Origin of the sequence: Ramlibacter sp. PS3R-8 (assembly GCF_037572435.1) — a bacterium.
GTDB lineage: Bacteria > Pseudomonadota > Gammaproteobacteria > Burkholderiales > Burkholderiaceae_C > Ramlibacter.
In genome coordinates this window covers 43,877-63,925 of sequence record NZ_JBBHGT010000003.1, presented here as the reverse complement: position 1 = coordinate 63,925, position 20,049 = coordinate 43,877, and the positions used below count along the sequence as shown (strand labels likewise).

General features: G+C 68.5%; 16 protein-coding genes. 6 read left to right on the top strand and 10 right to left on the bottom strand.

Features of this window, described 5'->3' with window-relative positions:
* Nucleotides 1–26 precede the first annotated feature (26 nt).
* Genes WG902_RS11685 through WG902_RS11670 form a run of 4 tightly spaced genes read right to left on the bottom strand, consistent with a single transcriptional unit; the run spans nt 27 to nt 4,546 of the window.
* Nucleotides 27–947 (bottom strand): ABC transporter permease, encoded by a 921-nt coding sequence (locus WG902_RS11685; RefSeq protein WP_340060258.1) that lies wholly within the window; start codon nt 945–947, stop codon nt 27–29.
* A gap of 1 nt (nt 948) precedes the next feature.
* Nucleotides 949–2,022, bottom strand: a complete 1,074-nt coding sequence (locus WG902_RS11680) for an ABC transporter permease (protein ID WP_340060257.1) — start codon at nt 2,020–2,022, stop codon at nt 949–951.
* Nucleotides 2,009–3,598: an ABC transporter ATP-binding protein gene (locus tag WG902_RS11675; RefSeq protein ID WP_340060256.1), complete on the bottom strand. Its 1,590-nt coding sequence runs from the start codon at nt 3,596–3,598 to the stop codon at nt 2,009–2,011. Before WG902_RS11675 ends, WG902_RS11680 begins: the two co-directional genes overlap by 14 nt.
* Before the next feature lie 15 nt (nt 3,599–3,613).
* Nucleotides 3,614–4,546, bottom strand: coding sequence for a LysR family transcriptional regulator (locus WG902_RS11670; protein ID WP_340060255.1), 933 nt, complete (start codon nt 4,544–4,546; stop codon nt 3,614–3,616).
* 92 nt (nt 4,547–4,638) lie between these two features.
* Here WG902_RS11670 and xdhA point away from each other — a divergent pair, with 92 nt between their 5' ends.
* Both xdhA and xdhB read left to right on the top strand, forming a co-directional pair.
* Nucleotides 4,639–6,135 (top strand): xanthine dehydrogenase small subunit, encoded by a 1,497-nt coding sequence (gene xdhA, locus WG902_RS11665; RefSeq protein ID WP_340060254.1) that lies wholly within the window; start codon nt 4,639–4,641, stop codon nt 6,133–6,135.
* Nucleotides 6,132–8,429 carry a xanthine dehydrogenase molybdopterin binding subunit gene (gene xdhB / locus WG902_RS11660; protein ID WP_340060253.1) on the top strand — a complete coding sequence of 766 codons (2,298 nt, stop codon included), beginning with the start codon at nt 6,132–6,134 and terminating at the stop codon, nt 8,427–8,429. The genes xdhA and xdhB overlap by 4 nt, the downstream gene beginning before the upstream one ends.
* A 99-nt stretch (nt 8,430–8,528) precedes the next feature.
* Here xdhB and WG902_RS11655 read toward each other — a convergent pair whose 3' ends face one another.
* From WG902_RS11655 to WG902_RS11645, 3 genes are all read right to left on the bottom strand, one after another.
* Entirely contained in the window at nt 8,529–10,628 is a 2,100-nt protein-coding gene (locus WG902_RS11655; protein WP_340060252.1) for an alpha/beta hydrolase, read from the bottom strand.
* 64 nt (nt 10,629–10,692) lie between these two features.
* A complete protein-coding gene (locus WG902_RS11650; RefSeq protein ID WP_340060251.1) occupies nt 10,693–11,052 on the bottom strand; it encodes a hypothetical protein in 360 nt (119 codons plus the stop codon).
* A gap of 119 nt (nt 11,053–11,171) precedes the next feature.
* On the bottom strand, nt 11,172–12,311 hold the full coding sequence (locus tag WG902_RS11645; RefSeq protein WP_340060250.1) for an alpha/beta hydrolase family protein: 1,140 nt from the start codon (nt 12,309–12,311) through the stop codon (nt 11,172–11,174).
* Between the two features lie 116 nt (nt 12,312–12,427).
* On the opposite strand from WG902_RS11645, the gene WG902_RS11640 reads away from it, so the two are divergent.
* Nucleotides 12,428–12,874 carry a helix-turn-helix domain-containing protein gene (locus WG902_RS11640; RefSeq protein WP_340060249.1) on the top strand — a complete coding sequence of 149 codons (447 nt, stop codon included), beginning with the start codon at nt 12,428–12,430 and terminating at the stop codon, nt 12,872–12,874.
* A gap of 86 nt (nt 12,875–12,960) precedes the next feature.
* A complete protein-coding gene (locus tag WG902_RS11635) occupies nt 12,961–13,269 on the top strand; it encodes a hypothetical protein (protein ID WP_340060248.1) in 309 nt (102 codons plus the stop codon).
* Here WG902_RS11635 and WG902_RS11630 read toward each other — a convergent pair.
* From WG902_RS11630 to WG902_RS11620, 3 genes are read right to left on the bottom strand one after another with little or no spacing between them, the layout of a single operon-like run.
* Nucleotides 13,259–14,152, bottom strand: a complete 894-nt coding sequence (locus WG902_RS11630) for a LysR family transcriptional regulator (protein ID WP_340060247.1) — start codon at nt 14,150–14,152, stop codon at nt 13,259–13,261. The two genes, WG902_RS11635 and WG902_RS11630, sit on opposite strands and share 11 nt — an antisense overlap.
* Before the next feature lie 34 nt (nt 14,153–14,186).
* Nucleotides 14,187–14,873 (bottom strand): c-type cytochrome, encoded by a 687-nt coding sequence (locus WG902_RS11625; protein ID WP_340060246.1) that lies wholly within the window; start codon nt 14,871–14,873, stop codon nt 14,187–14,189.
* Nucleotides 14,873–16,069 (bottom strand): PQQ-dependent sugar dehydrogenase, encoded by a 1,197-nt coding sequence (locus tag WG902_RS11620; RefSeq protein ID WP_340060245.1) that lies wholly within the window; start codon nt 16,067–16,069, stop codon nt 14,873–14,875. Before WG902_RS11620 ends, WG902_RS11625 begins: the two co-directional genes overlap by 1 nt.
* 194 nt (nt 16,070–16,263) lie before the next feature.
* Between WG902_RS11620 and WG902_RS11615 the strand changes: the two genes are divergently transcribed.
* The gene (locus tag WG902_RS11615; protein WP_340060244.1) at nt 16,264–18,417 is read left to right on the top strand and encodes an indolepyruvate ferredoxin oxidoreductase subunit alpha; all 2,154 of its coding nucleotides are present in this window, start codon (nt 16,264–16,266) and stop codon (nt 18,415–18,417) included.
* Nucleotides 18,414–20,030, top strand: a complete 1,617-nt coding sequence (locus WG902_RS11610; protein ID WP_340060243.1) for an indolepyruvate oxidoreductase subunit beta family protein — start codon at nt 18,414–18,416, stop codon at nt 20,028–20,030. The genes WG902_RS11615 and WG902_RS11610 overlap by 4 nt, the downstream gene beginning before the upstream one ends.
* Nucleotides 20,031–20,049 lie beyond the last annotated feature (19 nt).

Here is a 20,049-nt window from a genome sequence, read left to right as displayed (position 1 = left end):
TGCGATGGCGGGGCGGAAAGCGTGGATTATGAGCCGGGATAGAAGGGCTTTCCAAGCGACGCCGGCATGTTGACGCGGATCCACGCCGGGTTGCGCGAGATCAGGGCCAGCACCAGGATGGTCGCCAGGTAAGGCAGCATGTTCAGGAATTCGCTCGGCACCTCGACGCCGCTGCCCTGCAGGTGGAACTGCAGCATGGTCACGCCGCCGAACAGGTAGGCACCAAGCAACACGCGTGCCGGACGCCAGGTGGCGAAAGTGGTCAGGGCCAGGGCGATCCAGCCCTTGCCGGCCACCATGCCTTCCACCCACAAGGGCGTGTAGACGATGGAGAGATAGGCGCCGGACAGGCCGCACAGCGCCCCGCCGGCGACCACGGCCATCAGCCGGATGCGCCGGACCGGATAGCCCAGCGCATGCGCCGATTCGGGCGACTCGCCCACCGAACGCAGCACCAGGCCCGCGCGGGAGCGATACAGGAACCACACCAGCCAGGCCACCAGCGCGATCGCCAGGTACACCATCGGGTGCTGGCGGAACAAGGCCGGGCCCAGCACCGGGATGTCGCCCAGCAGCGGGATCGAGAAGTGCGGCCGCTCCGGCAACTTCTCCTGCACGTACTTGATGCCGGCGAACGCCGAGAACCCGGCGCCGAACAGGCTGAGCGCGAGCCCCGTGGCGTACTGGTTGGTGTTCATCCAGATCACCAGCAGGCCGAAGGCGGCTGCCAGCAATGCGCCGGCGCCCATGCCCGCCAGGAAGCCGAGCCAGTCGTTGCCGGTGTGCACCACGGCCGCGAAACCGGCGATCGCCGCGCACAGCATCATGCCTTCGGCGCCGAGGTTGACGATGCCGGCCTTCTCGTTGATCAACAGGCCGAGGGCCGCGAGCGCCAGGACCGTGCCGGCGTTGAGCATGGAGGCGAAGAGGAGTGCGTAGCTGTCCATGTCAAGCCTTCGCGGGCATGCCGGAAGTGAAGCGGATGCGATACGCCATCAGCGTGTCGCACGCCAGCAGCGTGAACAGCAGCAGCCCCTGGAACACGCCGGTCAGCGACTTGGGCAGGCCGAGGCGCGACTGCGCCAGCTCGCCGCCGATGTAGAACATGCTCATGAGGATGGCGGAGAACACCATGCCGACGGGGTGCAGGCGGCCGACGAAGGCAACGATGATCGCCGCGAAGCCGTAACCGGCAGGCACGTAGGGCGTGAGCTGGCCGATGGGGCCGGCCACTTCCAGCGCGCCGGCCAGGCCGGCGGCGCCGCCGGAAACCAGCAGCGCCGTCCACAGCGCCTTGCGCGAGGAAAAGCCCGCGTACCGCGCCGCTGCCGGCGCCAGGCCGCCGACCTGCTGCGCGAACCCGGCGCGGGTGCGGAACAGGAACACCCACAGCGCCGCCACGCCGGCCAGCGCGATGAACACGCCGATGTTCACGCGCGAGCCCGCCATCAGTTTCGGCACCTGCGTGACCGCCTCGAAGGTCTTGGTCTGCGGGAAGTTGTAGCCCTGCGGATCCTTCCAGGGCCCGAACACCATGTAGTTCAGGACCAGCACGGCAACATACACCAGCATCAGGCTGACCAGGATCTCGTTGGCGTTGAACTTGTCGCGCAGCACCGCGGTGAGCCCGGCCCACGCCATGCCGCCCACTACGCCGGCCAGCAGGATCGCGATGACGATCAGGCGGCTGCTGTCCTTGCCGGCCATCAGGGCGACGCCGCCCGCCACCAGCGCGCCGATAACGAACTGGCCCTCGGCGCCGATGTTCCACACGTTGGAGCGAAAGCACACCGCCAGCCCCAACGCGATCAGCAGCAGCGGCGTGGCCTTGACCATCAGCTCGCCCAAGCGGTAGCCGGAACTGATCGGCTCCCAGAAGAACACCCGCAGCGCCTGCACCGGGTCCTTGCCGAGCGCGACGAACAGGACGGAGCCCAGCACCACGGTGATCAGCAGCGCGAGGATGGGAGACGCGATGCTCCAGAACTTCGACGCCTCCGGCCTTGCTTCAAGCTTGATCATTCTTCCCTTCCAGGACTTGCTCCCTCCCCCACTGGGGGAGGGCGGGGGTGGGGGCGCCGAGGGCACCGAGCGGCACCTCCTCCTTCCACAACCCGCTCATCCACTCGCCAACCTGCGACACCGTCGCCCGCGCGCGGTCCACCGACGGCGACAGCCGCCCCTTCGCCATCACGTGCAGGCGGTCGCTGATCTCGAACAACTCCTCCAGTTCCTCGCTGACGACCAGCACGGCGCAGCCGGCATCGCGCAGCGCCAGGATGGCGCCGCGGATCTGCGCCGACGCGCCGACGTCGACGCCCCACGTCGGCTGCGACACGATCAGCAGCCTGGGATTGGCGTCGATCTCGCGGCCGACGATGAACTTCTGCAAGTTGCCGCCGGACAGCGACTTGGCGGCGGCGTCCGGGCCGCCGGCCTTGACGTTGAAGCGCTGGATGATGGCGGCCGCCTGCCGGCGCAGCGCGCCGGTGTCGATCCAGCCGCTGCGGCTGACGGCGTCGGTGCGCGTGAGCAGCAGGTTCCGCGCAAGGCCGAGGCCCGGCACGGCGCCGCGGCCCAGGCGTTCCTCGGGCACGAAATGCAGGCCGAGGTGGCGGCGATGCGCCGGGCCGAAGCGTCCCACCGGCTTGCCGTCCATCTGCACCATGGGCGCCGCTGCGCGTTGGTCTTCGCCGGACAGCGCGAACAGCAGCTCGCGCTGTCCGTTGCCGGACACCCCGGCGATGCCGACAACCTCGCCGGCGCGCACCTCGAAGGAGATGCCGTCGAGGTCGACCCCGAACTGGTCCTCGCGCTGCAGCACCAGGCCCTGCACGCGCAACACCACCTCCCCCGGCGTGCGCGCGTGGTGCTCCAGCTGCGGCGGCTCCGCGCCGATCATCAGGCGCGACAGCGAGGCATTGCTTTCGCTGCGCGGATCCGTGGTGCCGGTCACCTTGCCCGCGCGCATTACCGTGCAGGCGGTGCACAGCTCGCGGATTTCGTGCAGCTTGTGGCTGATGTAGAGGATGCTGCAGCCTTCACTGGCCAGCTTCCGGAGCACCACGAACAGCCTCTCCACCGCCTGCGGCGTGAGCACCGAGGTGGGCTCGTCCAGGATCAGCAGCTTGGGATGGGTCAGCAGCGCGCGGATGATCTCCACCCGCTGCATCTCTCCCACCGACAGCGTGTGCACCGGGCGCGACGGGTCCACATCCACCCCGTACTCGCGCGCCTTGGCGGTGATGCGGTGCGTCACCTGTTCCAGCGTCAAGCTCTTGTCCAGCCCGAGCCACACGTTCTCCGCCACCGTCAGCGTGTCGAACAGGCTGAAGTGCTGGAACACCATGCTGATGCCCAGCGCCCGCGCTTCCTGCGGATTGCGGATGTGCACCGGCTGGCCGTCGAACAGCACGCTGCCTTCATCCGGCTTGACCGAGCCGTAGATGACTTTCATCAGCGTCGACTTGCCTGCGCCGTTTTCGCCCAGGACAGCATGCGTCTCGCCGGGCTGGACCACCAGCGACACGTCGCTGTTGGCGACGACCGACGGGTAGCGCTTGGTGATGTGGGCGAGCTGCAGCCGCGGGGTGCTCAATCCGTGGTCTCCTGGTCAGGCCGGTTTCAGCGAGGCCGCGACGCCCTTGATCCGCTCGCGCAGCCAGCGGCCGGCGGCGGACTGGTGGGTCCGCTCGTGCCACAGCTGGTAGTAGACGAGGTCGGGAAAAGGCACCGGGCATTCCAGGATCTGCACGGGCAGCATGCTCGCATAGCGCTCGCAGAACTGCCGCCCGGTCGTCAGCACCAGCAAGCTCGATGCCACCATGCGTGGCAGCAGCCCGAAGTGCGGGCAGCGCGCGGTGATGTTGCGCACCAGCCCCAGGCCTTCGAGGTATTCGTCGATGACGCCGCGCGCACCGGGATGGGTCGGCGTCGGCGCGATGTGCTCGGCCTCCAGCCAGCCTTCCTGCGTCCAGCCGCGCTTCACCGCCGGATGCTCACTGGACACCATGCAGACGATCCGGTCCGAAAAAAGCTTGCCCAGGTGCAGCTCCTCGGGCGGCTTCAGCCAGTTGCCGACCACCACATCCACTTCGCCTTGCGCAAGCTGGGCGTGATAGTCCGAGGCGGCCGTCAGCGGGTGGATCTCGATCTGGCTGCGCGGGGCCAGCGACTTCACCTGCGAGACCAGCTGCGGCAGGAAGTGCGGATCCAGGTAGTCGGCGGCGGCGACGCGGAAGGTGGTGGCGTCGGCCTGCGGCTCGAAGCCGCGGGCATCGGAAAACAGGACTTGCGCGGCACGGAGGATGCTTGCACTGGGCTCGACCATGCGAAGCCCGGCATCCGTGGGCACCATCCCGGCGCCCGAGCGCACCAGCAGCGGATCACCTGCCAGTTCGCGCAGCCGCTTCAGCGAGGCCGACACCGCCGGCTGGTACATGCCCAGCTTCAATGCCGCCCTGGAGACGCTGCGTTCGGTCAACACGGTATGCAAGACCCTGATCAAGTGGAGGTCTATCTTGTCGAAAAGCTGCTGGTCTCTCATACCTTTGCCGGCATCCCGCCCATAAGGCAGGCCGTATGCAAAGCCTGCGGGTCTCCCCTAACCTCACTGCAAATGGACCGATACTGAATCGCATGGAATCGAAGACGATCCGATTTGTCCGGCAAGGCGAACTCGTCAGCCTGGGCAATGTACCACCCGAGCGGACGCTGCTGGAAGTGCTGCGCGAGGACCTGGGCTGCACCGGCACCAAGGAGGGCTGCGGCGAGGGGGATTGCGGCGCGTGCACGGTCGTCATCGCGGAGCGCGATGACGGCGCCTTGAAGTACCGGGCCATCAACAGCTGCATCCGGCTGGCGCATTCCGTCGACGGCATGGCGCTCTGGACGGTGGAGGACCTGGCTGCCGCCGACGGCACGCTGCACCCGGCCCAGGAGGCGATGGTCCGGTGCCACGGCTCCCAATGCGGCTTCTGCACGCCCGGCTTCGTGATGAGCCTGTTCGGCATGTACCAGAACCACGTCTGCCGGGGCGAAGCGGTCACGCGCGAGCTGGCGCAGGAGGAGCTGTCGGGCAACCTGTGCCGTTGCACCGGCTACCGGCCGATCCTGGACGCTGCGCAGCAGATGGCACGCTTGCCGGCCGCCAGGGTGGACGAACGCGCCATCCTGGCACAGCTGGACCAGGCCGCTGCGCTGCGCGCGCAGGCGCCCGCATCGGGCGCGTACCTCGCGCCCACCTCGCTGGCTGAACTGCTCGCGCTGCGCGCCGCGAATCCGCGGGCGCAGATCGTCGCCGGCTGCACCGACGTCGGCCTGTGGGTCACCAAGCTGCACATGCAGTTCGCGCAGGTGCTGGACGTCACCGGCGTGCGGGAACTGCGCCGCGTCGAAACGTACGACCGGCACCTGGCCATCGGCGCGGCGGTCACGCTGACCGACGCGTTCGAGGCACTGGTCGCGCAGTGGCCGCAGCTCAAGACCTTCGCCAACCGCTTTGCCGGGCTGCCGGTGCGCAACTCGGGCACGCTCGGTGGCAACGTCGCCAACGGTTCGCCGATCGGCGACTCCATGCCGCTGCTGATCGCACTGGGCGCGCATGTGGTGCTGCTGTCCGCGCGCGGCCATCGCGACATGCCGCTGGAGCAGTTCTACACGGGGTATCGAAAGAACGTGCTGGCGCAGGATGAGGTGGTGGGGTGGATCAAGGTGCCCACAACCCCTCACCCCGGCCCTCTCCCGCAAGCGGGAGAGGGAGCTTTTGTGCGTGCCTACAAGATCTCGAAACGCTATGACGACGACATCTCCGCCATCTGCCTCGTGATCTCGATGCGCATCGAGAACGGTGTCGTGCAAAACGTCGGCATCGGCGCCGGCGGCGTGGCTGCCACGCCGGCGCGCGCCGTGCAGGCCGAAGCCGCGCTGCGTGGACGCGCCTGGACGCTGGAGGCCGCGCAGCAAGCCGCTGCCGCCCTGCGTTCCGAATTCCAGCCGATCAGCGACATGCGCGCGTCCGCCGCCTACCGCGCCGAGGTGCTCGGCAACCTCCTGCAGCGCTTCTGGCTGGAAAGCCAGGGCGTGCAGCAGATCAACCTGGAAAACTTCCGCGTCGAGGAGGCCAGCCTGCCATGAACGCGCCCGAGAAATTCCTCGCCAAGCCGGCCACCGGCAGCTCGCACTTCCACGAAAGCGCACGCGCCCAGGTGGCGGGCGGGGCCACTTACATCGACGACGTCGCCGAGGTGAAGGGCACCCTGCACGCCGCGCCCATCCTCTCCAATGTCGCGCACGGCAAGTTGCGCGGCGTCGATGCGTCGCAGGCGTCGACGATGCCGGGGGTCAGGGGGATCGTCCTGGCGAAGGACATCCCCGGCGACCCCATCCTCGCCACGTTCGTGCACGACGAGACCGTGTTCGCCGTGGACACGGTCGAACACATCGGGCAGGTGATCGGCCTGGTGGTGGCCGACACCGTGATGCAGGCCCGGCGTGCCGCGCGCAAGGTGCAGCTGGACATCGCGCCGCTGTCGGCCATGCTCGACCTGCGCGAGGCCGTGAAGGCGCGCAGCTTCGTGCTGCCGCCGGTGACGGTGCGGCGCGGCGAGCCCGAGCGCAGCATCGCCGAGGCGCCGCACAAGCTGTCCGGCGCCTTCGACGTCGGCGGCCAGGAGCACTTCTACCTCGAAGGCCAGGTGGCGTATGCGCTGCCGCTGGAGCAGGACAACTGGTGGATCTATTCCAGCACGCAGCACCCGGCCGAAGTGCAGCACTGGGTGGCGCATGCGCTCGGCCTGGACAACCACGCCGTCACGGTGGAATGCCGGCGCATGGGCGGCGGCTTCGGCGGCAAGGAAACGCAGGCCGGCCACATGGCGGTGTGGGCCGCGTTGGCCGCCAGGAAGTTCAGGCGGCCGGTGAAGCTGCGGATGGACCGCGACGACGACTTCATGGTCACCGGCAAGCGGCACCCGTTCGCCTACGACTACGAGGTGGGCTTCGACGACAGCGGCCGCATCCTGGGCATGAAGCTGCTGCTGGCCGCCAACTGCGGCTTCAGCGCGGACCTCAGCGGCCCGGTCGTGGACCGGGCGGTCTTCCACGTCGACAACGCCTACTTCCTGGGCGACGTGGAGATCGTGTCGTACCGCTGCAAGACCAACGTGCAGAGCCACACGGCCTTCCGCGGTTTCGGCGGGCCGCAGGGGATGATCGTGACCGAGGCGATCCTCGGCGACATCGCCCGGGCGCTGGGCAAGGATGCGCTCGACGTGCGCAAGGCCAACTTCTACGGGATCGCCGATCGCAACGTCACCCACTACCAGATGCCGGTGGAGGACAACATCCTCGACCCCCTGGTCTCGAAGCTGGAGCAGACCTCGCAGTACCGCGCGCGCCGCGCCGCCATCGCGAAGTGGAACGCGCAGAGCCCCGTGATCAAGCGCGGGCTGGCGCTGACGCCGGTGAAGTTCGGCATCTCCTTCACCGCCACCTTCTTCAACCAGGCGGGCGCGCTGGTGCATGTGTACACCGACGGCAGCGTGCACGTGAACCACGGCGGCACCGAGATGGGCCAGGGCCTGCACACGAAGGTCTGCCAGATCGTGGCCGACGAACTGGGGGTGCCGTTCGACAAGGTCCGGATCAGCGCCACCGACACCAGCAAGATCCCCAATGCCAGTGCGACCGCGGCGTCGAGCGGCACCGACCTGAACGGTCGCGCCGCCCAGTTCGCCGCGCGGGAAGTGCGCCAGCGCCTGGCCGCGTACGTGGCCGACAAGCAGAAGTGCCGGCCCGAGCAGGTGATCTTCGCGCACGGGCAGGTCAGCGGCCCGGACGCGGCGATGAGTTTCGAGCAGGTCGTCGACGATGCCTTCCACTCGCGCGTGCAACTGTGGAGCGACGGCTTCTACAAGACGCCCAAGATCCACTACGACAAGCACACGCTCACGGGGCGGCCGTTCTACTACTTCTCCTATGGCGCGGCTTGCACGGAAGTGGCGATCGACACGCTGACCGGCGAGAACCGCGTGCTGAAGGTGGACATCCTCCACGACGTCGGCAGATCCATCAATCCGGCCATCGACATCGGCCAGATCGAAGGCGGCTTCGTGCAGGGCATGGGCTGGCTCACGACCGAGCAGCTGGTGTGGAACGAGAAGGGCCATCTGGCCACGCACGCGCCGAGCACGTACAAGATTCCTGCCACCGGCGACGTGCCGGAGCATTTCAAGGTGGCGTTCTGGCACGAGGCGAACCCGGAAGACAACGTGGGCGGCAGCAAGGCGGTCGGCGAGCCGCCGCTCATGCTGGCGATCAGCGTGTTCGAGGCGCTGCGCGATGCGGCCGCCGCGGCGCGCGGGGATGGGCCGGTGCGCATGGATGCGCCGGCGACGGCGGAGAATGTGTTGCGGGCTTTGAGGAAGTAGTGCCTTCCTCCCTCTCCCCTCTGGGGAGAGGGCTGGGGTGAGGGGCATGCGCGCCACCACCCTCACCCCAACCCTCTCCCGCAAGCGGGAGAGGGAGCTTCAAGCACTCGCCCAATGCCGGTTCTCCATCACCGCGAGAATCTGCTCCGCCGCCCGCACCGCCCCATCCGTCTCCACCGCCTTGTAGCGCACGGGCGCGTGCATCGTCTGCAACGCCTTCTCCGCCAGTTCCTGCACGGTCACTTCCCGGAACCGCACCGCGCAATCCGCGCAGTAGTTGTGCAACCGGTTCTGCACGTGGATGCACTGCTCGAAATGCCGCTCCAGCGGAAAACTCAGGAAGGGACGCCGGGTCGCCACGAGTTCCATGCAGGTGCTCAGGCCGCCCTGCACCATCGCCAGGTCGGCACAGGCCAGGTGCTCGAACAGGTTGTGCACGTAGGGCAGCACGTCCAGGCCCTCGTGCACGGGAAGGCTCTCTCGCGGCACCCGCGGCCCGGCCACCAGCACCATCCGCAAACCCGGCTCCTGCTTCTTCATCAGCGGGAAAGTCTCGGCAATCTTCTGCAGCAGCGGCGCACCCACCGCGGTGCCGCCGACCGCCGCGATCACCAGCTTGTCGTCGCGGCGGTAGCCATGCCGTGCGCGCAGCGCCTGCGTATCGGCCAATGACGCCGGATCGAACGGCAGCGCATAGCCGCTGAAGGTGAAGTTGCGCCGCGTCCAGTCGCGTATCACCGGCAGGCCGGGGCCGAAGGGCAGGTCCGGCACGTCCTCGACGTTGCCCACGAAGATGGCGCGGTCGCGGATCCACGGATAGCGCGCGACGTGCTCGATCTCGTCGGCGTTGCGGTCGGCGCAAAGGAAGGCCTCGCGTTCGTTGCCCTCTTCCATCGGCAGGCAACCGACGAAATCCGTGAGGAAGACGAAGGGCTGGCGCTTGAGCTCCGGGTTCTCGTGGAAGTGGTAGTCCACCTCCCACGCCTCGTCGCCGATGACGATGTCGTAGTGCTCCTCGCGCAGCAGCTCGGCGAAGACCATGAAGTTGCGCGCCATCACTTCGTCCATGGTGCGCAAGGCGAAGAAGGCCTGCAGGTCGTGCTCTCCCGCCAGACTTTCGAAGTGCCGGCTTTCATTGGCCAGCCGCGCCGTGATGGGATGCAGGCGCTCGCCCTCGCGTTCGAGGTAGGTGGATGCCGGCGGCACGGTGAACCAGTCGATCTCCAGGTCGGGCTGCTGCGCCCGCATGGCCCGGGCGATGGCCAGGTCACGCTGCACGTGGCCCAGGCCGATGGCGCTGGAGACGAACAAGGCTTTGCGCTTGCGCGCCATGGCCCGCACCCATGTCGAACGGGGCGGCGCCACCGCGGTGAACTCGTCGAGCATGCGGCAGAAAGCGACGGGGTCGCGCGCGGGCAGCAGGTGGCCACCCTCGCCCACCGTCACCAGGCGCGCGCCCGGAATCAGCCGTGCCGCCAGTTCGCCTTGCGCATACGGGACACGGCGGTCGTCCGTGCCGTGGATCACCAGCGTGGGGCAACGCACGGTGGCCGCCGCGGAGCGCATGTCGTGCCCCATCCAGCCGGTCACGCCCATGGCCACCACCTCGCCATCGGTACAAGAGCCGTCGATCACCCCGTCCTCGAACGGCTTGGTCGAGTGCGCCTCCGGAAAGCACAGGCCGAAGAACTCGTCCAGGTAGGCAGGCCAGTCGGCGCGCATGCGCGCGAGATTCGCCTGGAACGCTTGCACCGCTTCCGGCTTCTCCAGCCGCCGCTCGACCCAACCGCCCGCCAGCACCAGGTGCGAGACGCGCTGCGGCTGCTCGCTGGCCAGCCGGATGGCGGTCATCGCCGTCGCGGAGATGCCGACCACCACGGCGCGGTCAACCTCCAGCCGGTCCAGCACGGCGACGAAGTCGGCGTAGTAGTGGTCGAAACTGTAGTGGTCCTGCGTGCGCGGCCGGTCCGATCGGCCGTTGCCGCGCAGGTCCATCACCACCACCCGGTATTGCTGCGACAGGTAGGGGACCACGCCGCGCAGCAGGTGCGAGTGGGCGATCTGGAAGATCGGGGCGAAGGCCAGCCAGGGCCCCTCGTCACCGTACTGGGCGTACCAGGACTTGACGCCTCCGCGCTCCACGAAGCCCTCGCGGCGCGGGGTGACGGTTTCGAAGGTTTGAACGCCTGGTTTATCCACTCGTTCAATTTAGTGGCCCGGCGCGGCCCGCGTCAAGGCCATCCGCCGGGCGGCCGGGCGCGAATCAGCCGATGACCACCACGCGCGCGTTCGGGAAGCGCGTGTAGGGGTCATAGCCACGCAGGCCCTGGCGCAGGGCCGGCTCGTGCTGGGTGGCGATGCTCACGCGCTGCTGCAGTTCGGCTTGCCGCATCGTGTCCACCAGCGCCTGGTCGAACCGCAGCATGACTGGGGCGGCGTACGCGTACTTCGCGTGCGGATCCTCGACGATCGACCAGGAGATCACGACGCTGCCGTTGGACGTCTGTGCGGCGATGGTGTGCGGTGGAAAGAGGTGCCGATAGCACTGCCAGAACACGCTGCGCACATCGTCCAGCGCGCCCAGCGCCACCTTGGGTGGCCGGGTGACTGGAATGGGTTTCATGCGCGCTCCTGGAACAGGGAAAGTCCATGCTAGGAGCGGGACGCGAACCGTCGTGTAGGACAAGGCCCACAGGCTTGTCAGACACACGCCCCCAAGCGACCCCCGATGTGAGCAGGAAATCACGCTTTCAGCATGAACTCAGCCATCGCGTCCGCCACCTCTTCCACCAGCCGAGGCTGCCCTGCGAGGTAGTGATTGCCTCCGACGATGTCCAAGTCCTGGACGCGGTCCGCCCCGGCGGCCAGCCAGGCCGCGCGCGTGCTGGGAAAAGTCGACTGGTCGGCGGTGTAGGTGCACAGCAGCACCGGCACCGAGGTGCGCGCCAGGTTGGTCGGCCCGTCCGCATGGCTGCGCGGCGACCATTGCGACAGCCAGGCGCCGAGCGACGTCACGCGGCCCATCTGGCTGGCCGCGTAGTTGACCGATCTCGCACCCGTGGCTCCCTGCCCCCAGACGCTGCCGACCTGGCGATCGTTCGGGTCCAGCGACAGGTCCAGGAAGCGCGGATCCGCGTGCGTGCGGTGGACCACGAACACTTCGTCCCGCGCGCTGCCGGCGGCCGACTGGCTGCGCAGGTGGCGCAGCCGCTCCCCCACCCATCGATCGATGCGTTCGTAGCGCGCCTGCTGCGCGCCGCGAAAGCGGTCCAGGAAGTCGCGGCCATAAGGCGGTCCATGCCGTGCGTCGTACATGTCCAGCGCCGCGTCGCACGAGAGCGCGTCGCGCTCGTCGGTCACCGACGGGTCGATCCAGTTGCGCATCAGGGTGGAGCGGCCCTCGTGCGCCGCGCACAAGGCCAGGCCTTGCACGCAAGGCAGGTCCTCGGGCGAAAGCCCCGCGGCGTCGCCGTCCGGCAAGTGCTCGATGGTCAGCCGCTCGGCCTGCGCCTGGTAGAAGGACACCAGTGCCGCGCCGCCGGAATTGCCGACCAGCACCACCTTGTCGTAACCCTGTGCGCGCAGGTACTGCACGCCGGCGCCGAGGTCCTGGATCACGCGTTCCATCAGCAGCAGCGTGTCGTTGCCGGCGTAGCGCGAATTCAGTCCCATGCAGGCGACGCCCCGCGCCGCCAGGGGTGCGATGAGGTAGTGCCCCATGAAGTTGCTGGTGGGGTGCATCACGATCGCCGCCACGCGCTTCGGCCCGGCCGGCTGCATCCAGGCGCCGTAGATCCGCGGCCGCAGCATCTGCAGACCCGACTGGCTCTCCAGCGCCGCGCCGGGCTTGACGTCGATGGTGGCGAGCTGGAGGTCGGGCATGGGCGAATTGTGTCAGTCGGCGCCGCAGCCGCGCCCGGCTATGATGGGCTTTCGAGGGAGCAGATCGACCAGCAGGCTCAGCCACCAGAGCGCGCCGCCGGTCCTACCATCGCCACATGCCCAACATTGCAGCCGTCCTGAAAACGGAGATCGCCCGCATCGCGCGCAAGGAAGTGCGCAGCCAGACCGACGAAATCCGCAAGTCGTCCGCCCAGTACCGCAGCCATATCGCCGCGCTGCGCAAGCGCATCGACGAGCTCGAGCGCCAGCTCAAGCGCGTCGGCAAATCGGCAGGCCGCGCGGCGCCGGCCAGCGCCGAGTCCGAAGACGACCAAGGCACCTCCCGCCGGTTCAGCGCGGCGCGGCTTGCCGCGCAGCGCCAGAAGCTCGGCCTTTCCGCTGCGGACTTTGCGACCCTGCTCGGCGTGTCCGGCCAGTCGGTCTACAAATGGGAACATGGCGAATCGCGGCCGCGGGCCCGCCAGCTCGAGGCCATCGCCGCCGTGCGCGGCATCGGCAAGCGCGAAGCTGCCGCCCGGCTGGCCAAGCTGCGGGAGCGCTGAACCTGCGCCGCGCGGCGGGGCTGTCCTAAGCGGCGACCCGCCTCCTTCCGACAAGACCGGCGAACGCCTGCGCCAACACTGGCGTCATGGAAGCACCCAAGGTCGACCTCGCCCGCACGGAACTCGATTTCCTGCACCGCCTCTTGCTGGAACTGCAAAAGAGGCTGGCGCAGCCGGACTCGGCCACGCCCGGCGGCGACGACGAAAAAATCGCGGCCCTCGAACTGGCGCTCGCGATGCTCCACTGGGACGGCGCCACGCCGCCCGGCTTCGACCAGCAGCTCGGACTGGGCGCGGCCGTGGAGCTGAAGCTCGGCGCCGATGCCATGTGCGCCTATCGCCAGTGGCGCACCGAGCGGCGCAAGCGCACGGCCGGCGTGAGCGTCACTCCTTGAACAGCTCCACGATCAACTGGCGCAGCCAGCGGCTGGCCGGGTCGGCTTCGAAGCGCCGGCTCCAGTGCAGCGACACCAGGAAGTCGCGTTGCGGGAACGCCGGCTCGACGATGGCATAGCCGCCGCCGAATCCACGCGCAATATTGCGCGGCATGATGGCCGCGAGGTCCGTCGCCCTGACGATCTCCGGCAGCACCAGGAAGTGCTCCGTCACCAGGCGCAAACGGTCCTGCAACTGCATCTGCTGCACGATGCGCAAGGTGTCGGCGTGCGACCGCACCGCCACGAATTCCAGCTCGCGCAGCGCGGCCAGCAGCGCCTTGCCGCCCAGCCGCTTGCGCGTGAACGGGTGCTTTTCGCGCAGCAGCACCACGTAGCGGTCGCCGAGCAGGCGCACCTGTTGCGTGTCCTTCAGCCCCGGCAGGAAACCGAAGGCCAGGTCGATGCGGCCGGCGTCCAGCGCCTCCCCCACGTCGTCGCGCGGCACCGGACGCGTTTCGACGCGCAAGCCCGGTGCGCGCTCGCGCAGCGCCACCATCAGCTGCGGCAGGAAGCGCCCTTCGCCGATGTCGCTCATGTGGATGTGGAAGGTGCGGCTCGACTGCGCCGGCTCGAAGCCGGCGGTCTCGCCCAGCGCCTGTTCCAGCATGGCGAGCGCCTGCCGCACGGGCTCGGCCAGGCGCTGCGACTTCGGTGTGGGCTGGACGCCGCCCGCGCTGCGCACGAACAGCGGATCGTGAACGAGCGTGCGCAGCCGGCTCAGGCCCTGGCTGGCGGCAGGCTGCGTGAGGTCCAGCAGTTCCGCCGCGCGGCTGACGTTGCGCGTGCGGTAGACCGCGTCGAACAGCCGCAGCAGGTTGAGGTCGATGTCCTTGATATGCATCGGCTGGATGAAGCTCCGGCCGATTATGCTTTCGCTATCTGGCGGCGGGCGCTGCAGCGGGGCCGGTGAAGCGCGCCGCGAAATACGCCAGCGTGTCCAGGTCCGCCACCGGGATCTGGCTGACGGCCGCCGTCATGGCCTGGGTGTACCCCGGCCGCGTGCCGGCGTGGAAACCGCGCAGGCTTTCCTTGAGGTAGGCCTCGTGCTGGCCGCCGATGCGCGGCACCTGCTGGCCGCCGCCGAGGTCCGCCCCGTGGCAGAACGTGCACTTGTGCTGCTCCGCCAGCACCCGTCCCTTGGCCATGCGGCCCGCGTCGGGCGGCGCGGGTGCCGGCGCTGCAACAGGCGGCAATGTCCCGATGTAGTCGGCAAAGCCGCGCATGTCGTCGTCGGTCATGGTCTTGGCGACGGCGGTCATGGCGGGGTCGCTGCGCCGTCCTTCCCGAAACAGGAACAGCTGCGTGATCGCATAGAGCGAAGGCTGGCCCGCCAGCACCGGCGTCAGCGGGACGTCACTGCGGCCATTGGCGCCGTGGCAAGCCGCGCACAGCCCGGCAAAGCGCTGGGCGTAGTTGGCCGCTGCGGGGGCTGCGGCCACCTTGGGTGAGCTGGCCGCAGCCCGGGCGGCAGGGGGCTTCTGCTGCCCCTGGACGCCCGGAGAAACCATCACCAACGCCAGCGCCGCGGCGCACGACAACAGGCCGGCGGCGCTGCGCGTCATCACTTCCCGTAACTGATGCGGTAGATGGCGCCCGCGTGGTCGTCGCTCACCAGCAGCGAGCCGTCCTTGAGCATCAGGAAGTCCACCGGGCGGCCGAGGTAGGTGTTGTTCTCGACGAAGCCGGTCATGAAGGGCTCGACGCGCGCGCCGCCCTTGCCGTCAGGCCAGGCCACCGAGACGTCGGCGTACTTCTTCGTCCGGTTCCACGGGCCGTGGCGCGCGATGAACATCGCACCCTGGTACTTCTTCGGGAACATCTTGCCGGTGTAGAACGTCATGCCCAGCGCGCCCGCATGCGGCCCCAGGAACGCTGCCGGCTTGACGTAGTCGTCGCACGACTTGCCCCAGCCGAATTCGGTATCGGGCAGGTTGCCCTGGTGGCAGTACGGATAGCCGAAATGCTCCTTGCCCGGCGTCTTGACGTGATTGAGTTCGTCGTTCGGCAGTTCCTCGCTGAACCAGTCGCGGCCGTTGTCGGTGAACCAGAGGTCGCCGGTCTTCGGGTCGAAGTCGAAGCCCACGGTGTTGCGCACGCCCGAGGCGATGGTCTCCATGCCGCTGCCGTCCAGGTTCATGCGGTAGATCTTGGCGTAGTCGCCCGGATCGCAGATGTTGCACGGCGCGCCGATGGCGAAGTACAACTTGTCGTTCTTGATGCGCAGGTACTTCCAGCTGTGGTCGGTGCCGCCGGGCAGCTTGTCGTAGATGACCTTGGGCTCGCCCAGGTTGTCCAGGCGGCCATCGACGTTGTCCCAGCGCATGATCTTCGTGTTCGTCGCCAGGTACAGGCTGCCCTTGTGGTATTCGATGCCGGTGGCCAGCGGCATCTTGTCGACGATCACCTTGGCCTGGCGATTGCCTTGCTCGGGCACCACGTAGACCTTGTTGGCCACGAACAGCGAGCTGACGAAGATGTTGCCGCCAGGTCCCTGGCGCATGCCGCGGGCGTCCAGGATGCCTGAAGCCCAGGTCTCCACCTTGAAGCCGGGCGGCAGCTTGAACTTGGCGGTGGGCAGCTTGTCGGCCGCCGTCGGAATCGGGAACGCCGGCACCGGGGCCATCCGCATGGCGTCGCTGTTGGCCTTGGGTCGCCCCTTGGCCCACCCGGGTTCCTCGGCCGGTGGCGTCTGCGCCACTGCGACAAGGCCGGTACAGCAAAGCGTTGCAAGCACGGCGAGCGCGCGTAACTGCTTCATGTTTGTCTCCTCGGGGTTCTGGGGAGGCCGATTCTGTGCCCAACCCAGCAGGCGGGCAACAGGGCAAATGGGGGGGCCGGCCCGCCTAGGAAAGATTCTTAGGATGCATGCAATGCATACAACTTAGTCGGCTCATGGGATTGAGCTATGAGCCGCAATCCGCGACACTGCGCGGTTCTGCGGGAGACAACAGCTTGGAAGTTTCGTTCGGCAAGGAGATCGAGTCGCTGCGCCTGGGCGCGGGCGACACGTTCCACGGGGAGGGCATCCTCGCCATCACCAAGGCGCTGCTGCAATCGGGCGTGGCCTACATCGGCGGCTACCAGGGGGCGCCGGTGTCGCACCTGCTCGACGTGATGGTGCAGGCCAAGGGCTACATGGACGAGCTGGGCGTGCACGTCGAAGCCTGCTCCAACGAGGCGTCGGCGGCGGCGATGCTCGGCGCCTCCATCCATTACCCGCTGCGCGGCGCGGTCACCTGGAAGTCGATCGTGGGCACCAACGTCGCCTCCGATGCGCTGTCGAACCTCAGCTCCCCCGGCGTGATGGGCGGCGCGCTGATCGTGGTGGGCGAGGACTATGGTGAGGGCGCCTCGGTCATCCAGGAGCGGACCCATGCCTACGCACTGAAGTCGACCATGTGCCTGCTCGACCCGCGGCCCGACCTGGCCGTGATGGCACGGATGGTGGAAGAAGGTTTCCGGCTCTCCGAGACCTCCAACATGCCCGCCATCCTGGAACTGCGCATCCGCGCGTGCCACGTGCGCGGCAGCTTCCAGACCAAGGACAACGTCAAGCCGCTGGTGTCGACGCGCAACCTGATGGACAACCCCTCCGGCTTCGACTACATGAAGCTGGCGCACCCGCCCGTGACTTTCCGCCAGGAAAAGCTGAAGACCGAACGGCGCATCCCCGCCGCCCGCAAGTACATCCTGGAGCAGAAGCTCAACGAATTGTTCGACGGTCCGCAGAAGGACCTGGGCATCATCGTGCAGGGCGGCCTGTACAACGCGTTGATCCGCAGCCTGCAGCAATTGGGCCTGGCCGACGCGTTCGGCGAGACCGAGATCCCGATCCTGTGCCTGAACGTCACCTATCCGCTGGTGCCGGAGCAGGTGGCCGAATTCTGCGTGGGCAAGCGCGCGGTGCTGGTGGTGGAAGAAGGGCAGCCCGAATACATCGAACAGGAAATCGCCACGCTGCTGCGCCGGCGGGACATCCAGACCCGGTTGCACGGCAAGGACCTGCTGCCGTCCGGCGGCGAGTACAGCGTGGAGGTGCTGGCCAATGGGCTGCTGCACTTCGCCACCAGCTACCTGCCCACCCCCGCGACCGACGCGGCGCGGCGCTGGCTCACCGGCAACACCGACCGCCGGCAGGCCGCAGCCGCAGCCCTGGACGCACCGCTGCCCGCGCGTCCGCCCGGCTTTTGCATCGGCTGCCCCGAGCGGCCCGTGTTCTCCGCGCTCAAATTGGCGCAACAGGAGATCGGCAACGTGCACATCGCGGCCGACATCGGCTGCCACGCCTTCGGCACGTTCGAGCCCTTCTCGATGGGCCACTCGATCCTGGGCTACGGCATGTCGCTGGCCTCGCGCGCGGGCGTGTCGCCGATGATGCAGAAGCGCACGCTGGCCATCATGGGCGACGGCGGCTTCTGGCACAACGGCCTGCTCACCGGCGTGCAGAGCGCGCTGTTCAACGGCGACGACGCGGTGCTGCTGATCTTCAAGAACGGCTACACCTCCGCCACCGGCACGCAGGAGATCCTCTCCACGCCCTCCGAGGCGACCAAGGATGCGGCGCACGACAAGGCCGCGAGCGTTGTCCACACCAACCAGACCATCGAGTCCGCGCTGAAGGGACTGGGCGTGCAATGGATGCGCACCGTGAACACCTACGAGGTGGAGCAGATGCGCGGCACGCTGACCGACGCCCTCACCAGCGACTTCAACGGCCTGAAGGTGATCATCGCCGAGGGCGAATGCCAGCTGGAGCGCCAGCGCCGCATCAAGCCCTGGATCCAGGGCCTGCTGAAGAAGGGCAAGCGCGTGGTGCGCGTGAAGTACGGCGTGGACGAGGACGTCTGCAACGGCGACCACGCCTGCATCCGCCTGTCCGGCTGCCCGACGCTGACGTTGAAGGACAACCCCGATCCGCTGAAGGTGGATCCGGTGGCCACCGTCATCGACGGCTGCGTCGGCTGCGGCCTGTGCGGCGCCAACGCCCATGCCGCCACGCTGTGCCCCAGCTTCTACCGCGCAGAGGTCGTGCAGAACCCCAGGTGGCACGAGCGGCTGGTCAACTCACTGCGCGGCGCCGTCGTGCGCGCGCTGCAAACCGCATGAAAACCCGTCCCACCTCCCTGTTGATCTGTGCGCTCGGCGGCGAAGGCGGCGGCGTGCTGACCGAATGGCTGATCGACATCGCCCGCCACGCCGGCTATGCCGCCCAGGCCACATCCATCCCCGGGGTCGCCCAGCGCACCGGCGCCACCACCTACTACATCGAGGTGTTCCCGGTTCCGATGAAGGACCTGGGCGGCAAGCGCCCGGTGTTCAGCCTGAACCCGGTGCCGGGTGCGCTGGACGGGATGGTGTCGTCCGAGCTGCTCGAGACCGCTCGGCAGATCGGCAACGGCATGACCGCGCCGGATCGCACCCTGGTGCTGACTTCGTCGGCCCGCACGCTGACCACCCAGGAGCGCATGCAGCTCGGGGACGGCCGCACCGATCCGTCGGACCTGCTCAAGCTCGTGCGCCAGTTCAGCCGTGCGCACCAGGTCTTCGACATGGCCGCCATCGCGAAGGAAAGCGGCACGGTGGTCAGCGCCGTGATGCTGGGTGCCGTGGCCGGCAGCGGCTTGTTCCCGTTCCGCCGCGAAGACTACGAAGCGGTGGTCAAGGCCGGCGGCAAGGGCGCGGAAGCCAGCCTGCGCGGCTTCGCGCGTGCGTTCGACATCGTGGCCAAGGGCCGCGAGCAGACCGAGTTCGTCGCGCAGGTGCTCGCGCCGGCGGTGCCCGCAGGGACGCTGGCGCCGCAGGCGTCGCCGCCGCAGCATCGCCACGCGGGGACTTTTCCCCAGACCGTGCAGGAGATGTTCGGCCTGGGCCATGCCCGCCTGCTGGAATACCAGGGCCAGGACTATGCCGACCTGTACGTGCAGCGCCTGCAGCAGGTGCTGGCCGCGGAGCGCGAGGCCGACCCGCAAGGCGAGCGCGGCCACGCGACCACGAAGGAGATGGCGCGCTGGCTGGCCTTGTGGATGGCCTTCGACGACATCGTGCGCGTGGCCGACCTGAAAAGCCGCGCCTCGCGCTGGCAGCGCGTGCAAGGCGAAGTGAAGGCAGGCGAAGACGACTTGCTCAAGCTGTATGACCACTTCAAGCCCGGCGTGCCGGAGTTCGCGGCGCTGCTGCCGCCGGCGATGGCCGGCAAGCTGGTGGCCTGGGACCGCAAGCGCATCGCGCGGGGCAAGCAGGCCTGGGCCATGCCGTTGAAGATCGGCACCCACAGCGTGTTCGGCATGCTGGCGCTGCGCACGCTTTCCAGCCTCAAGTGGCTGCGCGTGCGCGGCAGCCGCTTCGCCGTCGAACAGCAGATGATCGGCGAGTGGCTCGACGGCGTGGTGCAAGGCACCCGGCGCGGCTGGGAGCTGGGCCACGAAATCGCGCTGTGCGGCCGCCTGATCAAGGGCTACGGCTCCACCAACGAACGCGGCAAGGACAACCTGCTGCACGTGCTGCGCCATCTCGCCCAGGGCGGCGTCGCCGCGGACGCGGCACGCGCGGTGCGGACGGCGCGCGAAGCCGCGCTCACCGACGAAGGCGGCAAGGCCCTGGACGCCGCGCTGGTGCAGCACGGCGCGCCGCCGCGCCCCGTCAAGGCCGTGCCGATCCAGTGGATGCGCAAGCCGCGCGGGCTGGCCGCCGCCGACGATGCGCGCGCCCGCGTGCAATGATTCACCGTCCATTTTTCCC

Excerpts from the sequence above, each read along its gene's own strand:
- WG902_RS11640 (WP_340060249.1), top strand. The coding sequence starts at position 12,428 with ATGCCCAACATTGCAGCCGTCCTGAAAACGGAGATCGCCCGCATCGCG.
- xdhB (WP_340060253.1), top strand. The coding sequence starts at position 6,132 with ATGAACGCGCCCGAGAAATTCCTCGCCAAGCCGGCCACCGGCAGCTCG.
- WG902_RS11630 (WP_340060247.1), bottom strand. The coding sequence starts at position 14,152 with ATGCATATCAAGGACATCGACCTCAACCTGCTGCGGCTGTTCGACGCG.
- WG902_RS11625 (WP_340060246.1), bottom strand. The coding sequence starts at position 14,873 with ATGACGCGCAGCGCCGCCGGCCTGTTGTCGTGCGCCGCGGCGCTGGCG.
- WG902_RS11680 (WP_340060257.1), bottom strand. The coding sequence starts at position 2,022 with ATGATCAAGCTTGAAGCAAGGCCGGAGGCGTCGAAGTTCTGGAGCATC.
- WG902_RS11685 (WP_340060258.1), bottom strand. The coding sequence starts at position 947 with ATGGACAGCTACGCACTCCTCTTCGCCTCCATGCTCAACGCCGGCACG.
- WG902_RS11635 (WP_340060248.1), top strand. The coding sequence starts at position 12,961 with ATGGAAGCACCCAAGGTCGACCTCGCCCGCACGGAACTCGATTTCCTG.
- WG902_RS11670 (WP_340060255.1), bottom strand. The coding sequence starts at position 4,546 with ATGAGAGACCAGCAGCTTTTCGACAAGATAGACCTCCACTTGATCAGG.
- WG902_RS11645 (WP_340060250.1), bottom strand. The coding sequence starts at position 12,311 with ATGCCCGACCTCCAGCTCGCCACCATCGACGTCAAGCCCGGCGCGGCG.
- WG902_RS11620 (WP_340060245.1), bottom strand. The coding sequence starts at position 16,069 with ATGAAGCAGTTACGCGCGCTCGCCGTGCTTGCAACGCTTTGCTGTACC.
- WG902_RS11610 (WP_340060243.1), top strand. The coding sequence starts at position 18,414 with ATGAAAACCCGTCCCACCTCCCTGTTGATCTGTGCGCTCGGCGGCGAA.
- xdhA (WP_340060254.1), top strand. The coding sequence starts at position 4,639 with ATGGAATCGAAGACGATCCGATTTGTCCGGCAAGGCGAACTCGTCAGC.
- WG902_RS11650 (WP_340060251.1), bottom strand. The coding sequence starts at position 11,052 with ATGAAACCCATTCCAGTCACCCGGCCACCCAAGGTGGCGCTGGGCGCG.